The 15,579-nt window shown below is 64.9% G+C and carries 12 protein-coding genes; 8 read left to right on the top strand and 4 right to left on the bottom strand.

Going from position 1 to position 15,579, the window contains the following annotated elements:
• Positions 1-77 precede the first annotated feature (77 nt).
• Positions 78-3,770 (bottom strand): lipopolysaccharide assembly protein LapB, encoded by a 3,693-nt coding sequence (locus tag DO944_RS13495; protein WP_146752056.1) that lies wholly within the window; start codon positions 3,768-3,770, stop codon positions 78-80.
• A gap of 419 nt (positions 3,771-4,189) precedes the next feature.
• Here DO944_RS13495 and DO944_RS13500 point away from each other — a divergent pair, with 419 nt between their 5' ends.
• The 6 genes from DO944_RS13500 (at position 4,190) to DO944_RS13520 (ending at position 10,593) form a co-directional block, all read left to right on the top strand.
• On the top strand, positions 4,190-4,525 hold the full coding sequence (locus tag DO944_RS13500) for a hypothetical protein (RefSeq protein WP_112617695.1): 336 nt from the start codon (positions 4,190-4,192) through the stop codon (positions 4,523-4,525).
• A 631-nt stretch (positions 4,526-5,156) separates the two neighbouring features.
• The gene (locus DO944_RS15580; protein ID WP_146752057.1) at positions 5,157-5,339 is read left to right on the top strand and encodes a hypothetical protein; all 183 of its coding nucleotides are present in this window, start codon (positions 5,157-5,159) and stop codon (positions 5,337-5,339) included.
• Positions 5,340-5,871: 532 nt separating this feature from the next.
• Positions 5,872-8,952, top strand: coding sequence for an RHS repeat-associated core domain-containing protein (locus DO944_RS13505; RefSeq protein ID WP_181574252.1), 3,081 nt, complete (start codon positions 5,872-5,874; stop codon positions 8,950-8,952).
• A 683-nt stretch (positions 8,953-9,635) separates the two neighbouring features.
• On the top strand, positions 9,636-10,136 hold the full coding sequence (locus DO944_RS13510) for an SOS response-associated peptidase (protein WP_112617697.1): 501 nt from the start codon (positions 9,636-9,638) through the stop codon (positions 10,134-10,136).
• Complete coding sequence (locus tag DO944_RS13515; RefSeq protein WP_112617698.1) at positions 10,121-10,330, top strand: hypothetical protein; 210 nt, start codon at positions 10,121-10,123, stop codon at positions 10,328-10,330. Before DO944_RS13510 ends, DO944_RS13515 begins: the two co-directional genes overlap by 16 nt.
• Before the next feature lie 59 nt (positions 10,331-10,389).
• Positions 10,390-10,593, top strand: coding sequence for a hypothetical protein (locus DO944_RS13520; protein WP_146752058.1), 204 nt, complete (start codon positions 10,390-10,392; stop codon positions 10,591-10,593).
• Between the two features lie 29 nt (positions 10,594-10,622).
• Here DO944_RS13520 and DO944_RS15585 read toward each other — a convergent pair whose 3' ends face one another.
• Both DO944_RS15585 and DO944_RS13530 read right to left on the bottom strand, forming a co-directional pair.
• Positions 10,623-10,931, bottom strand: coding sequence for a hypothetical protein (locus DO944_RS15585; protein WP_146752059.1), 309 nt, complete (start codon positions 10,929-10,931; stop codon positions 10,623-10,625).
• Between the two features lie 79 nt (positions 10,932-11,010).
• A complete protein-coding gene (locus DO944_RS13530; RefSeq protein ID WP_146752060.1) occupies positions 11,011-11,277 on the bottom strand; it encodes a hypothetical protein in 267 nt (88 codons plus the stop codon).
• Positions 11,278-11,334: 57 nt separating this feature from the next.
• On the opposite strand from DO944_RS13530, the gene DO944_RS15705 reads away from it, so the two are divergent.
• Positions 11,335-11,511, top strand: a complete 177-nt coding sequence (locus tag DO944_RS15705) for a hypothetical protein (RefSeq protein ID WP_181574253.1) — start codon at positions 11,335-11,337, stop codon at positions 11,509-11,511.
• A gap of 1,987 nt (positions 11,512-13,498) precedes the next feature.
• On the opposite strand, the gene DO944_RS13535 is transcribed toward DO944_RS15705, so the two are convergent.
• A complete protein-coding gene (locus DO944_RS13535) occupies positions 13,499-14,329 on the bottom strand; it encodes a hypothetical protein (RefSeq protein WP_112617702.1) in 831 nt (276 codons plus the stop codon).
• A gap of 221 nt (positions 14,330-14,550) precedes the next feature.
• Between DO944_RS13535 and DO944_RS13540 the strand changes: the two genes are divergently transcribed.
• Entirely contained in the window at positions 14,551-14,928 is a 378-nt protein-coding gene (locus DO944_RS13540; RefSeq protein ID WP_112617703.1) for a hypothetical protein, read from the top strand.
• The last annotated feature ends 651 nt before the right edge of the window (positions 14,929-15,579 follow it).

A 15,579-nucleotide genomic window follows, 5' to 3' on the forward strand; every position in this document is an offset into this window, starting at 1 on the left:
CTGTGTGTCCGGAGAGTGGTCGATCGTCGAAATGCATCGCCAGCGAACGCACGCTCCGCTGATGCGCTAGTGGCGCCCTAGGGTCGGAGGATGATCGCGGTATATCGCGGCCTCTCGGACGCATCGAGCCCAGCCATCAACGCAAGAAGCCACCGCGTGGCGAGCATGCGGTCTGTGCTGGCAACGAATCGGAAACGGCGCTCGAGCTCGCGGACGAGCGGGTCTTCGTCGCTGGCGAGATTCAGTGCAGGGCCTGGGCTGCCTGTGCCACCGGGGCTGCCCGCGCCCGGGGGTCTGCTGGGGTTCTGCCGAGCGTCAGCGAAGCCCGCGTCCACGTACGCGAACGTCTGGGGCACAACCCACGGGGCTTTGAGGACTTTACCGGCGAGCAGCGCGAGGTTGGACGTCATAGCGTTCTCATCCGGGGAGATGCGGATCATCCAGCGCACCGTCGCTGAGATCCACCGCTCCATCCGTACTCCATCCGGGGTGTGCTGAGCTGCGTGCGAGAGCATGAAGTCGCACTTCGCTTCGGCGCGGGCGCCGTCTAGGTGCTCGACTACGCTCGCGACGTTCATTGAGGCGCCGGGCCGAAGTGTCATAGCCCTGGCGAAGATGTCCTCATCGAAGTCGACATGTACGTACCGCTCGGCCACGAGGTGCGCTCGCACCTGTCTCACGATGTCGGACGCGAGTCGGCCGTCCTCCTCGAGGACGTCCAGTAGCGCGGGGGTCGAGAATGTCCGTACGCCAAAGTCAGCGGCCAGGATGTTCAAAGTTCGGTCATCAGACCACAGCGCTCGTACGTCGCTCGCGACAGCCGCTGCCGCGTACCAGGTGTCGTCCTTCAGCTGCTCCGCGTGATCGCGGGTGGCCGTCCGCGGGCGCTCATGCCGGACCAAGGGTCGCATCAGTTCCACGAGCGCGGACAGGCGGCTGACGTCGAGACTCGCCTCGTCTGTGAAGCGGGCCCGGAGCGCGACGGGGCCGCGCATCCCACCGGTGATCGAAGTCGCGTAGCCGAATCGCTCAGCCTGCGAAAGCCCCGAGACCGCGTCGCGAAACTGATCCGCCGAGACGCCCAGGCCGGCGAACACACCCGTGAGACCCAGCCTCAACTCCTCGGGCAGTGTCGCTAAGAAGAACAACGATGTGGTGTCCGCCACCACCGAGTTGGCGAGTGCGAGACGCGCGACGCTTCGTTCGAACTCGTCGCCTCGCGAACTGAATCTCACACCAGAGGCATGAGTCACGACGGCCTCGGCCAGGGTGCATCCGTGCGCGTAGCTGACGGTGCCTACGGGCAGGACGCCGGTGAAGATCTTCGCGTCGAACTCTGAGGTGTCCGGTCGCTCTCCCACCGCGTCGATGATTTGCGCCAACAACTTCGCCCCGGCAGCGGTATCGTCATCATCCTCGTCAATGGCTTCGAGACGCTTGATTGCCCCGTCCGGGAAGTCGCGGAAATAGTCGCTGAAGAGCGCAGCTCGCGCGAGCTGTTCGGGGTCCTGGTCTCCGCCGTCGCCGTCGGGGCGTTGCTCCTGCTGGCCGTCATCCGATTGGTCGTGTCGGGGCTCATCTGTCGGCTTTGCTACCGGGGCTCTGCGCGGCGCGATGAGCAGCCCAACGATGCGGCGTCGGATGTACTCGTCCTCCGCCCAGTCGTTGGCAATGGCGACGAGATCCGCGGTGGCGCCGACGAGCTCGCCGTACTGCTCGTAGAGACCCAGCCACACGTGGATCAGCTGACGGCGGACCGGCCGTTGTCTATCCGTCAGGGTGTCCCACGTTCTCAGAGCTAGCTCGAACTCGCCGGCGTAGTACTGGCAGGAGATGAGCGTCCAGACCGCGAGGGGGTCGTTGCTGCTTACCCGGACGAGATTCTCGGCCGCGTCGAGCGCTTTGCTCCAGATGCCGCTTGCTGAGTACAGCTCCACGAGTAGTGCATACGTCCGGGGATAGGCACCCCACTGGTGCGGGGCGTTGGCGCGAGCTTCCTCGGCGTCGTGCAGCGCTTCGTCGGGCTCATCTCGCTGCCACCGGACACGAGCCGCGGCGAGCCAAATGTCGGAGTCGTTCATTCGAGCGGCGGCAGCTTCAAGGGTGAGAGCTTGCTTCTCGGTCTCTCCCTGGGTCTGATAAATCTCACTCAGGATGAGGCTCAGATTGGCAGACGTATGCGCCGCGGCCTGCAGCCGGTCCATACTGCCGGAGGCTCCGCTCGCGGCGTCCGCGATCAGCCGCAGATGCTCGGCGAACACCGCGTTGCCAGCAGCGCGCTGCTCCTCTGCGAAGGGGTGGGATCTCCCGAGCCGCGCCAGCGCGAGCGCGAACGTTCCCTTTTCCTGGTAGTCGTCAGTGAGGTCGAGGGCGCTTTCGAAGTGGCGGGCAGCTGCTTCGTCGTCCTCGTCGGCCAAGGCGATCAGTGCTCGGAGGTGGCTTGCCGTCGCAGGTGCGAGGTCGGGCTCGTCAACGAGTGCTCGCCCCTGCTCTAGGTCACCGTTGTCGGCGTGCAGCAACGCCGCCGAGGCGCGGATCTTCAGGCTCGCCGCCTCCATCGGGGTCGCTTCACCATTCGGCTCAGCCGTGATCAGACTCAACGCGCGCAGCGGGTCGTTCAGCAACCGCGCGATGGTAGCTGCCAGAACGATCACGTTCACTGAATCGACTTGCCATTGCCGGAAGAGATCCCGAGCCTTGATAAGCAGCGCGAACGCGTCAGCAGTATTGCCCGCATGCAGTGCCGTGGACTCGAACAGCTGCTGGGCGACAAGGGATTGCGCGGCGATGATGACCGCGGCGGGGCTTCCGGTCTCCTCGAAGAGCGGCAGGGCGAGTCGAACCGCCTCTGCGTGATCGTTCTGGTTTGCGGCAAATCGCGCCAGCAGCAGAGACCGCGTGGCGGTCTCTGCTGCGGTTCTCGGGTCCCACGCCTCGAGCACGTCGCGCGCTTGGTCGGTATCGCCCTTGAGCTCTAGCTGCCACCCCTTCACAAGAGCGTGTTCGGTGTCGCTAGGGGACTTCTGCGTGCTCTGGTGGCTGGGCTGACTGTGGATGTCCCGCTCGCTGCGTCTGAGCCACTCGCGTCGGATCTCCCAGTAGCCGAGCGGGTGGGCGCCGAGTGTGAGCGCCTTGTCCAGGAACACTGCAGCCGAGGATGCGGCGCCGGCGTCGTCGGCCAAGTCTGCTAGCCAGCACCAGACCTGCGCCGGGGCGTCGCTGAGGAACTGTGGCTCGCGGTGTGCCCACCCATTAAGCCGTGCGCTTCGATCTGGCCCGTCGAGGAGGCCGAGCACCGTGTCGAGGCGCGGCCACACCTGCTGTGCCTCGCGCGCGGCCAGTGCTCGCGAAGGGCGCATTCCGGTCAGGCGCGTCTCCCGGAGGGTTCGGTCGTGGTCACTCGTGACGACAGCGTCTTTGACAGAATCGATGCGCTCTCGAACGGAGGCAGCGTTAGTGTTCGAGGCGACGACAGCGTCAGCCCGATCGGTGGCAGCCTGCTCGATCCAGCTGAACAGCTGGTCGCTCGTAACGGAGCTGTCTGCCGTGAACGCGTCCAGCGAATCGCGGAGCGCCGGACGCGCCGCATCGTCTCGCATCTTCTCGAGAAAATGTCTCGCATACAGATGCATCCTCAGAGCTCGAGTGTTCAACTCGAGGCCGTGCTCGCGTGCGCGCTTGCGAACGATGCGGACGACGCGCATCTCATAGGTGACCCACTTGCCAAACCACAGCCCGGGTCCTAGTAGCGCCGATAGCCATTCAGGCAAGGTGCCCCCTTTGCTCGCCTGCAACCGATCATGACACCTGGTACTCCTCGGGCGGCGAGACGGCACCGCATCTGACCGTGCAAGGGGCGAGGAGTCGGCCTGACTGACCCTCCCGACGCCCGGAAATGCTCAGCTCGCTGGACGGAAACAGCGCATTGCCGATGCCGCAGCGCTACCTCCATGTCACATCGACGCCTTGAGTCTCGGTCTCCTCGACGGAGCTGAGCTTCCGATTCGCCGGAGGACGTCCGCGCGTCGACTGACGCCGAGTCAACAACATGATCCCTGTGAACCAGGAAACTGACATAACGTTGATCGGTGGTGTGTAGGGGCAAGGTTTAGACGCCCCGGGGCAACGAGCGTACCCTGATGGCGTGACGGCATCGACAGTGACCGCTCGACACGGACGCACCACCGGGATGGACATCCACGACATCGTCCGCGAGCTGAATGCTGCTCTCGGCTCGACGCTCGTGGCCGCGCTCTCCGGCTCCCAGGATCGCAAGCTCCCGAACCGCTGGGCCAAGCCGGATGGCCCCGAGCCACGAGACCAACTCGCGAACCGACTGCAGTTTGCTCACCGCCAGTGGGCGCTACTCGCCGCAGCCGATGGCAATCAGGTTGCCCGCCAGTGGTTCATCGGGGCGAACCCTCTGTTGGATGAGACGACGCCCATCACCGCGATCCGGGAAGATCGTCTCGACGCTGTGGCGCGTGCTGTCGCGGCCTTTGTCGCTGGCGACGTCGACGACTGACCAGGCGTTGCGCCAGCTCGAATGTGCAGCTGACGCCCACCAGGGCTCAGTCTCGGCGCGCGCGATCGAATAGTCCGGATAACTGCGAATATCGCGGGTCAAGTACAGACCCCTTGAAGTGAGATGGGGCTGAGCAGAACAGAGGACGCCGCGATCTTCCAGGAGTGGCTCGTACCATCGCGGTATGCGAAGAGCCGGAGCAGCATGCGTCTCCGTCGTCGCGGGATTGTTGTTGCTGACAGGGTGCTGGGCTGTGCCGCCCTTGAGCGGTCCGGAGCGCTCGGAGGTCGTGCATGTCTCAGGCGGCTCTTGTCGGATCAACTGGTGGCTCGGTCCCGCGGTCGATGATCCGCCCGCAGAGGCCAGTCGGATCGCAGAGGGTGCGCTTGAGGACGCTTCGGTCAGCGATTCTCAGTGGGCGGGCTGGTATCAGCTGTTGGACGATGACCCGGACCGCGGCCCTCAGTCTGAGGTTCGACTTCGCGGGCGGGCCTATCTCGAAGCTGTGCGTGAGGACGTGCGGTCAGCGCTCGAAGACGCGGGATATCCCGGCATCGAACGAGTCGTCGAGGTGTACGCGAACCTTTCTTGCAGGTAGCGCGTCCCATCGGTTCAGCGCCAAGGTGGCGGCATGCGTGGGACCAAGGACGCGATGAGCGGGAGCCGACGCGCCCTCATCGTCACCGTGATCGTCGTCGTCGCGTTGATCGTCGCTGTGTGGGTGGTCATCATGACCGGTGCGCTGGCTTCTGTGCTGGATCCCGAGGTCGAAGGGCTACGTGCGCCAGCTCAGCCCCACGCCACCGGCTGTTGAAGAAGCCGCTGCAAATTCACCCGATTGAGTGAGACCCGCGATACGACAACCGGCGAGGGATGCCGCATGGCACACCGGACAGGAGACAAGTACTCATGTACGCAGCGCTTCTCGGGTTGAGCGTTCTGCTGGTGTCGGAGAACCGCCAGGTATTCGCGGCGGGTGAACCTCGCGGTGTGATCTACAGGAAAGCTCAGTATTTGCTGGACAGTAGCTGTGTGGGTGTGGTTGTCTGCTCCCAACCAGCGAACGGTGGGATCCGTTCGCGCTGACTTGGGGGACCATGCGCGCTACGCGTCGATCTATTGCCCTGTTCGCCATCTCTGCAGTTGCTGTCTCGGTGCTCATTGCACCGCCTGCGGCTGCCGCCACGAAAATTGCGGTGGCCGACCCTTCGGCATTAGAAGCGGTGTGGGAGCCCCCCGCGAACGCTGCCGAGGGTGCTATACCGGCGGACTTGAATCTCCCCGAGGTGGATTGGGAGCCGCAGCCTCAGGACCGGTTCGTTAGCGCGGACGATTCAGATGGTGGCATGTCGTCATTTGCCGTGCCTTCCAACACGGTCGCGGGTGCTCCAGGAACGGGTGAACTCCCTTGGTTCCCCTTCCATGACTTTTCCCTGTCGTCGGATAGCACCGCCCAGGTCAATCTCGCAAACGGCAACCTTCTCCTGAAAGCGAACGATCTCATCGTTCCCGGGCCTGGCTACGCGCTCCGCCACGATCGCTTCTATAACGGCCTGTCTACGCAGCGCGGGTCACTCGGAGGCGGCTGGCACTCGAGCAACGGCGCGTACGACATCGGCCTTGTGAATATGGGCTCCTACGCTGATTACCACGGCCCGAATGGGCTGCACCTTCGCTTTGAACGGGTCGGGACGACGGCCGATTTCAAGGGGCCTCCGGGTTCCAACATGACCGCACGCCAGGACACGAGCAGCGGCGATTACTACATGACGCTGACCGAGAACAAGTCTGGCGACCAGATGATGTTCTCCACCCACGGCATTCTCAGCGCGACGCGTGACCGAAACGGCGTCGGGTCCTCCTACAGCTACAGCGGTGGCGACTTGATGTCGATCTATCACACCAGCGGGCGTTCCCTCAGCATGCAACGGGACTGGGCTTCGGGCGGGACAGAGCTCCAGGGCGTTAAGGACAGCGCAGGACGTGAAGTCAAGTACACCTACGACCCGAACTCGGGCGCTCTTAAGACCGCGACCTCGCCTGACGGGAAAGTCACGACATACACCTACGACGCAACCGGTCGGCTGGCGAGCATCGTCCTGCCCGCAGCAGCCGCAGCGACGACCACAATCAGCTTCAGCTACGACTCGTCGCACCGTGTCACCAAGGTGACTCAGCAATCCGGCGTCACGACGTCGTTCGCCTATAACGCTGGTACGACGACCGTCACCGACCCGAACGGGAAGGTCTCGACCTACACAATCGACAGCTCCGGGCGAGTCACCGCAGCGAAAGACGCACTGAACAGAACTCGCACTCAGGAGTGGACCGCAAACAGCGACATCGCGAAGACCACCGACGGTTTCGGGACGAACAACAGCACCTACACGTACGACGGATCGGGTAACCGCACGAACGCCCAGATGCCCACAGGGGCTGCTGCAGCCGCTGTCTACGCGGTGGGGGCAAACTGCTCGGCACCCAACACCGGCACCGCCTTCCAGCCCAAGTGCTCGACGGACGACGCCGGGAACAAGAAGCAGTACCAGTACGACGCAGCAGGTAATCAGACCAAGCAGACCGATACCACCGGTAGCACCCCGGTCGTGGAGTTCGAGCGGACCTATGGGAACTGCGGTGGGTTCGGCGGACAGGTCTGCACGACCAAAGACGGCAACGGGAACATCACCACGTACGCCTACAACTCAAAGGGCGACCTGACAAAGGTCACGCCCCCCGCGCCCATGGGCGCGACCACCTACACTCACGACTCTCTCGGCAGGGTCGCGACTGTTACCGATGGCAACGGCCACAAAACGTCCTATCAGTACGACATCCGCGACCGCCTCGTCCTGACAACGTTCGCTGACGGCCAGAACGTCGTGAGCTCGTACTACGACAACGGCCTTGAGCGTACGCGGGTCGATTCCGGCGGAGGATCTTCGAGCTACTCGTACGACCATCAGGGGCGCATCGTCAAGCAGACAGGGCCGCGGAGTGGCGTCTCGCAAACGTACACGTATGACAAAGCCGGCAACATGCTCACCTACGCCGACGGCGGAGGGACAACCACCTACACGTACGACGCCGCCAACCAACTGAAATCGCTCCGGGAACCCAACGGGATCTGCCCGTCCGCGGGAGCCCCCGCAGCTGACTCCGGCTGCGTGCTCTTCGAGTACGACGTGAACGGCGCAGAAACCAAGCGCCTTCTCCCGGGCGGCGCCACCACAGTCACAACTCGCGACGGCTCCGGACGCCCCACCCGAATCACATCGAAGGCCGCAGACGGGTCTACCGCAGTGGACATCGGGTACTCCTACGCCGCCGCCAATGGCGACCGTGCGAACGTCCAGAAACGCACAGCCCATAAGGAACAGGGCATCACAGCCGGCGCGGTGACGAGCTACACCTACGACTCCCGCAACCGACTCACGCTCGCCGAGGAAAAGACATCGACCACCGTCTCTGCTTCGTGGGCCTATAAGTACGACGCGAACAGCAACCGCACGCAGCAGGTTCGCGCCGGCAGCACCGGCGCCACTGCGGGAACCATCACCTACGGGTACAACGCTGCGAATCAACTCACGTCCGCAACGGGCCAAGCCGCAACCTGGACATACGACGGGGCCGGCAACCAGACTCGCGCAGGCTCGACGAGTGTGTCCAGCACGTTCGGCGACCGAGGCGAAGCTTCCAAGATCGGAACAATCGCCAACACCTACTTTGGGGCCGGCAACACAGATCGCCTCACCGCCGGCGGCCTGAAGTTCAACAATTCCGCTATCGGATTGATGCAACGGTACGACGACAGCATCACCCACAACTACACCCGGACTCCCGACGGCCAAGTGACTGGGCTCCGCGGACAGGCGCAGCACTACTACATTCACGATCACTTGGGTTCTGTCGTCGGCATGTTCACCACAAAGGGCACCTACAGTGGCGGCTACTCGTACGACCCTTACGGGGAGACTCGCTTCATGACCAGCGGTGGCTCCGTAGAGGCGAACAACATTCGCTACATCGGCGAGTATCGTGACGCACAAGGCCTTTACAAGCTCGGAGCTCGCTACTATGAGCCGGCCCAGGGGCGGTTCACACAGATGGACCCTAGCGGGCAGGAGAAGAATCCGTACGCCTATGCCAGCTGCAACCCGATCAACACTTTCGATCCGTCCGGTCTCGCTGGAGCGTCCGCCGCGGCGAGAATCGTGGGCTCGGCGACGGGCCTCTACTCCACGTACAACGTCCTGACCTCACAAGATCTGGCGGGCTATGCCGCAGGGTTCGCCGTAGAGCTAGCCTGCGCCGCGGGGGTGGCGGCGCTCGGTGTCTCCACCTTTGGGGCAGGTTTCGTCGGCGCCGTCGGATGCTTCGCTCTCGGTGAAGTCGCGTCGGCTGGCGTATCGTCCCTGATCCAGTAGGTTGGGCGTCAATATGAAGAGATCGAGTAGCGCGACGGGTTGGTTTTTCCTGGTCATCGGCATCCTGGGGTGCGCAGGATCGGTGTTGCTGACGATCTCGTCAGCCCCCGATGCGCCTCTCGGGCGACTAGCGCTGCCTGCGGGCGCATATGGGCCCGTTCTCATCGTCGCCACCGCCGGTGTCGCGGTATTCGGCCTCGTCGTGCTCGCCCGGACGCGAAAGAAGTAAGCGGCCGCCGGGATCGGCGGTGGGAAGGCGCGCATGGAGCGCTGCTCCGCCACCCCGCGGCGAGCGATGCCGCAATAACTCCTTCCCACCGCAGTGCTGTAGGAGGCGAGGGGATGGTGGTAGGCGTGATTTCACTTGCGTCAGAAGCTCGTGCGTACGTTCCCGCACGCCGCCTCCGTTTCTTTAGCGGTCGGGGTCTTGTGGATTCGCACACGCGGAGGCGAGCGCGAGGAAGCGACGACGATGTCTGAGACCACCTGCCGTCCGACCGCAACCGCGGCATATATAGCGGTCAGCGCAGCGGTTGCGCCAGGTGACGATCACCAGCGTACGGAAACGTGGTCCGGCGAGGTTCGCGATCGGCCACGGCTCGTGCGGCACGCGGGAACCGTAACAGAGCGATCGGTCCTGAAGTTCCTCGACGCCGATCAGGTCGCGCCGTAGGGTCGCTCGTATGTGCGGCCGATTCGCGAACGACGCAAAGACCGGCGAGCTGTTCCGCGAGTACGTCGCCGGCGGCGGGAATCCCGAGGACTGGGCGAGCGCGTGGAATGGCGCCTACTCGATCGCGCCGACGCAGGACGCGCCGATCGTCCGCGACCGCGGCGAGGGTCGGATCCTGGAGCTCGTGCGCTGGGATTGGCAGAAGCCAGCGAACCGTCTACCGGGCGGCCCGATCATCAACGCCCGGATGGAGAAGCTCGCGCAGGGTTTCTGGGCGCCGGCCTTCAGCGCGGCCCGGTGCATCGTCCCGATGCGTGGGTACTTCGAGTGGACCGGTGACAAGACGCCGAAGACGCCGCACTTCCTCCACGGTGACGGGCTGCTCTCGGCTGCGGGACTGACCTGGTCGATGGAGCTGCCGAACGGTGACAAGTCACGATGCTTCGTCGTCATCACCCGCGAGGCACGCGATGCCAGCGGCGAGGTGCACACCGGATGCCGGCGTTCCTGACCCCCGACACCTGGGACGACTGGCTGAGTCCGGAGAAGCTCACCGGCGACCGCAAGACCGAGACGCTGGCGATGCTCGAGCACAGCTCGAGCGAGGTCGCCTCGACCATCCGCGAGCACATCGTCGACCGCAAGGTCAGCAACTCCCGCACCGTCGATCCGGCTGATCCCAGCTTGCTGGAGCCGGTGGGCTAGCGATGGAGATCCCGCAGCCGCCGTCGGACCCGAAGGCACGGGCGCGTAGTCACCAGCTGATGGTCGCGAGCCTCCTGAGCTTCTCCCTCGCAGGGCTGCTCGTGGTGTTCGCCATCGATGACCCCGACAATCCGGTGCGCTGGCTCGTGCTGACGGGATGGATCGTTTTCGCCGTCGCAGGCAACGTCTACGCCTGGCGCCGGTACTACCGCGAGTACCCACCTGAGCCTTGGCCCGGGAGCACGCCGGGAGGAAGCGGTTGAGTCGACGGGACGTTCGTCCTCGAAGACGGTCACTCGGATCGTTCTGGTGAGACACCTGGCGCGCCGAGACGACCCGGACCGTGATCATGCATGGGATGGACCAGCGCGATGCGGTTCCGGCTAACCACCTGCGTTGTCGTCGCCAGTGGGGCCGCGCGCTGGGCCAACCAGAAGAGGACGCCGGAGGTCATCGCCATGCTGATGGCAGAGCCCACCGCGCCGGTGTACCCGTCGATGAGCGCCAAGGTGAGGATCGCAAGACTGCCGACGAAGAGTACCGCCGAGCAGATGAGCAGCGCCTTGTTGGCCCTCTTGCGATCGGCCCATCTGGTCCCCATGCGCCGAGCCTAGCGAGCCGCCTGGCCTGTTCCGGTGACACGGCAGAATTCTCGCCCCGTGCCCTCGACCACCGGGCAGTCAGCGCGCCGACGCCTCGAGCGGGTACATCGGCATGATGCCCGCGGCGGTGACCTCTAGATGACCCGCCAGATGCTCCTCAGCGCAGCCGCGGTTGCTGTGGCGGGTGGGCTCCATGTGGCCCGAGAGGCGCCCGCAGTTGCCGCAGTTCTGAGGCAGGACGGCGTAGCGGTTGGCTTGCACACGCCTCCAACCGCAGTCGTTGCAGACCCAGGTGCCGCAGGACGGGCAGTCGGTCGTCGGCGTGGGCGGTGCCGGCTTGGTCATGGTGAAGATCCTTCCAGGTCGCGGACTCGGTGGTCGCGATCGATCTAGGCTGACGGCGTGATGCCGCACGACGAGCTGGAGAGTGGGGAGCAGCCGAACTGCGACCTATGCGGCACGGTCATGCGCACAGCGGACGGTGCGTTCGAGTGCGGCTACTGCGGCTACAGCGTCGATATCCCGTGGGTCGAGCGCGCATCAGCCGACGACGAAGCTCGCGGGATCAGGGGCGGCTGACCCCCTGGTGGTGCCGGCGCCACCTACGATCTCGCTCGATTTCGCTTAGGAAGCGAGCCGCGAGAGATCCTCAGATGAAGCGTTTGTAACCGATAGCTCGCGTTTTGTAACCTTTTGCCCTTACGCCGCGGCTCGAAGAAAAGTCCAGGTGAGCTCGGTGAAAGGGCGAGAATCGGCGGTGATGGTGTAACCGATGCATTTCGCTATCGGTTACAACGGCAACACGGTGATTCCCGCATGTTTCCGGGCTCTTCCCCTCAACTTTGAAGTAGATGTAACCGATGTACCACCGTTCCGTGGAAAGTACACACATGCGCCTACGCGCACATGCGCATATAGTTCCGACGCCGAAGTGGTACATCGGTTACAACGGGCAACAAACCCCCGGTAGATCGGGATTTCCGGACAGATCGAAACGGTTACACGATCGGTTACAGCCACGTTCGCCGCGTCCCCATGACCTGCGCGATCATGCCGCTGATCTGGTAGTTTCCACCCTCGACCGAGCTGACGAGAATGTACCAGAGCCGGTTACAGCCGGTGGTTTACCGGACGAGGTCGACTGCAACCGGTGTCGCGGAGGCCTCCGTGTCGCCGAGCGAGGCGGCTCGCAGCTCGGGGAAGCGTCGGTGCCGCTCAGCGACAGTCGTCCCTGGCGCGATCTGAACTACTCGCCGTGCGATGCCCTGCGCAGACGGGTCAGGGTGAGACGACACGGCGAAGCACTCCCGCCAGCCGAGCTTGCGGCTCCGGATGCGTTGGTGCAGCGAGCCGCACCGGTGGCCGCGGTTGCGGCAGTCGGATTCTTCCGGCGTGAGGTCGTTCGGTGGTGCCTCCTAGACGGGACCATCTGGTGGCGTGCGCGTGGTGGTCCTGGGGTGGAAGCATTTTCAGCGCCCTAGGGGTGCGATCTCAAACAGAAAATCAGCCCGCGCCTTGCGGCAACGGGCTGATCATGATGACTCGAGGCTAGCCCGTCGCAGCGAGACCGTCCACTTGCCGCGGAGGTGAACCCAGGCAGCGGCGCTCACCTCCGCGGAGCACAGACCGCGCGTCGACACGCCAACCCGCGCAGTCCGCCGGGCACCGAAGGGGAGGCCGAACGGGTCGTCAGCGGCTAGGAGCGCCTCGTGGATGCCGGCGAGCGCGAGGGTCCGTCGCTTCGTGTGTCGGCTGGGCCGGTGCCGGCTTGGCCATCGTGACAATCATTTGGGGTCATTTGGTGGCGCCTGCTGGTTGGGGTCATTTGGTGGCGCCTGGGTGGTGTGCCGCGCTTCGGGTGGGGCCATTTGGTGGCGCCCACGTCGTCGCCGGTCCGAGTGGGACCATTTGGTGGCGCCTGCTGGTTGGGGTCATTTGGTAGCGCCCGGGTCGTGCGCCGCTTCGGGTGGGACCATTTGGTGGCGCCGTGCTGAGCGGGACCATTTGGTGGCGCCTCGCCGGGTGGGGTCATCGGGTGGCGCCTGTGTCGCGTGCCTCTCGAGTGGGACCATCCGATGGCGCCGTACTGAGCGGGGCCATTCGGTGGCGCCTGCTGGTGGGATTACTTGATGGCGCCGTGCTGGCTGGGACCATCTGGTGGCGCCTACGTCACGTGCTCCTCGAGCGGGACCATCTGGTGGCGCAGTGCTGGGTGGGGCCATTTGGTGGCACCCGCGGGGTGGGTCCTTTCGGTGGCGCCGTGCTGGGGGAATCCCTCGTGGCGCCGTGCTCGGTGGGATCATTTGGTGGCGCCTGCTGCCGGGGTCATTTGGTGGCGCCTACGTCGCGTTCCCTTCCGGGTGGGACCGTCTGATGGCGCCGTGTCGGGTGGGGTCCTTTGGTGGCGCCTGCGCCTCTCCGGGTGGGATCATCTGGTAGCGCCGCCTACCGGGTGCGGCAAGCTGGCGGTGGCGTGTTGTGCGGGGTTAGTTAGTGGCACCTGGCGCCCGCAGCGTGGGCGGAGCGAGGGGCGCCCTCCGGACGATGAGGGCTGCGAGCGTCGATGTCAGCTAGACGCTTGGTCCTTGATCAGGTCCACCACGACGCCTACGTCGCCGTCGCCTTGCAACCATGAGAGCGGCGAGAGCGATGTGCATTGCGGCAGCTCGTCCTGCGGTGCCAGCATCAGGGCATCCAGGAGCTCTGCGTCTGCGGCCGATACCGACCCGAGGATCCTGGCAAGACCTCGCACCAGCCCGTCTGGTTGCTTCGCATCGAACTGCCAAGTCGGAAAGCGGAGCTCGCCGCCGATCTCATGCGCATGAGTCTGGCGAGCGATTACCGTCGCCCGGAGTTCCTCTTCCGTCACGTTGAGGCGGTCAGCTGCCGCAGACAAGGAGAGGGTCTTGTATGAGTGTGCAAGGAAGCCGCGCATCTCAAGCCACTGGAGCTCGCCTCGCTTGACTGCTTCCTCGGCCGATACGAGCTCTTCCTTGGAGAAGGCGCCTGACTCGAGCAGCCACTCTGCCTCAGCCTTGGGAAGAATCTCAATGCTTGGGGGCTGCGCGGTCTCGAGGTGATCTGCGAGTGCGGCGGCGATGAACGTGCCGGTCTCGCCCAGCTTCGTCAGTCCCTCCGCGACCCGCTCAAGCAGCTCGATCGGAAGGGGCGGTGTATCGGGGGTGGGGTCGGGGTTGTTATTGGGGCCCAGCAGGCTTGCGGTGATCGTCCTAGCGCTCTGGAGTGAGGTCAGGATCGCGTCAAGAGACCACGCCTGCGAAGTGTGTTGGGCCGCCGCGATGTTCGCCAGAGATCGCTTTGCCTCCGTGCTTACTGTCGCGAATATCGTGGGCTGGCCCTTAACGGTCCCGCGGGGTCGACGATGCGGTTCCGGCACCTGAACTCCTCTCGTGCGCTCCAGGCTGACGCGCTTGACGGTATCACTACTCGACTAAGCAAAGATGAGCTGATCTGGGCTTTTTGTGTCATTTCTGCACGTAAACGAACACAATCACCCTTGCCAATTCTCGCTATCGCGAGGATCCGGGTAGCCCTCATCGCGCCGGCGCGTCAATCGGTGTCGGATGCGTCGCGCCGAGACGGCTTGGGGCGATCGCGGTGCGCTCGAGCGCGAGGGGGATCGAGGTCGCCGACGGCCAGGTCGTCACCGCCGCCGGATGCGTTGAGGAGTTCACGCCCCTCGACGCGATCCCCGAGCAGCCGTTCGACACCCGAGTCCGCCGTGACCGCGGGCACCTCGGCGGCACCGCCTCGCAGGTCATCGACGAGCCCGAGGTCGTGGGCCGGCTGCTCGAGCTCGGCCGGCGAGCAGCAGAAGAGCACGGCGGCACCGTGATGATCGACGTCGCCCTGGACGCGAACCGGCAGCGCCCCGTCGTCGTCGAGCTCGACGGCTTGCCCAACTCCGGGCTGTACGCAACCGACCCCTGGCTCCTCGCCCGGACACTCATGGACGCCGCCGATCGCGGCTACTGAGGATCCCCATGGAAGAACCCTCGTCACCTTCGGGTGGCGGGGGTTTCTTCTTTCGCGCTGGGCGTGCGAGTTACCGTGGACCACCGAGCCCCGGATCAGGAGGTGCTGACCGTGAAGCTGTGGATCATCCTCGCTTCGACCCTGCTCGTCCTCGTTCTGGCAATCGCCCTCTTCGGAGAGCATGTCCGAGATTCTTACCCCTGGGCGGTACCGGCTACTTCCGTGCTCGTGGTGCTGATCGCGGCCGCGGGCACCATGCTCATCCAGCGCCACAATCGCCGTCGAGGTACGCAGTCTCGGCGTTGAAGTCAGCCCTGAACCGTGAGCCGCGGTCCGACACCTGACCACGCGCTGTCCCAGCAATGGTCAGCGCCGGGCCCACCCAGGCCCCCCCATCACGCGACGAGAGTGTTGTGACCGGGTGGTGGGCGCGCCGTGACCACGCCGTGTCCGACGTCTGGTCACGCGGCGGTCCCCGCCTCGATACGCCCTCCCGAGGGCTGAATCTCACGCGCTGACGTTGATCGCCGGCCCCTCGGCGCCCACTGCCCGGTCACGCCGTGGTCACGAGTGGACGCTGCGTGGGCGGTTTGTGGCCGGGAGATGGTCACGGTTTCGGGTCCGGAATCGGGTGCTCGAGCTCTGGGAGAC

This window comes from Microbacterium sp. SMR1, from assembly GCF_003289625.1.
Classification (GTDB): Bacteria; Actinomycetota; Actinomycetes; order Actinomycetales; family Microbacteriaceae; genus Microbacterium; species Microbacterium plantarum.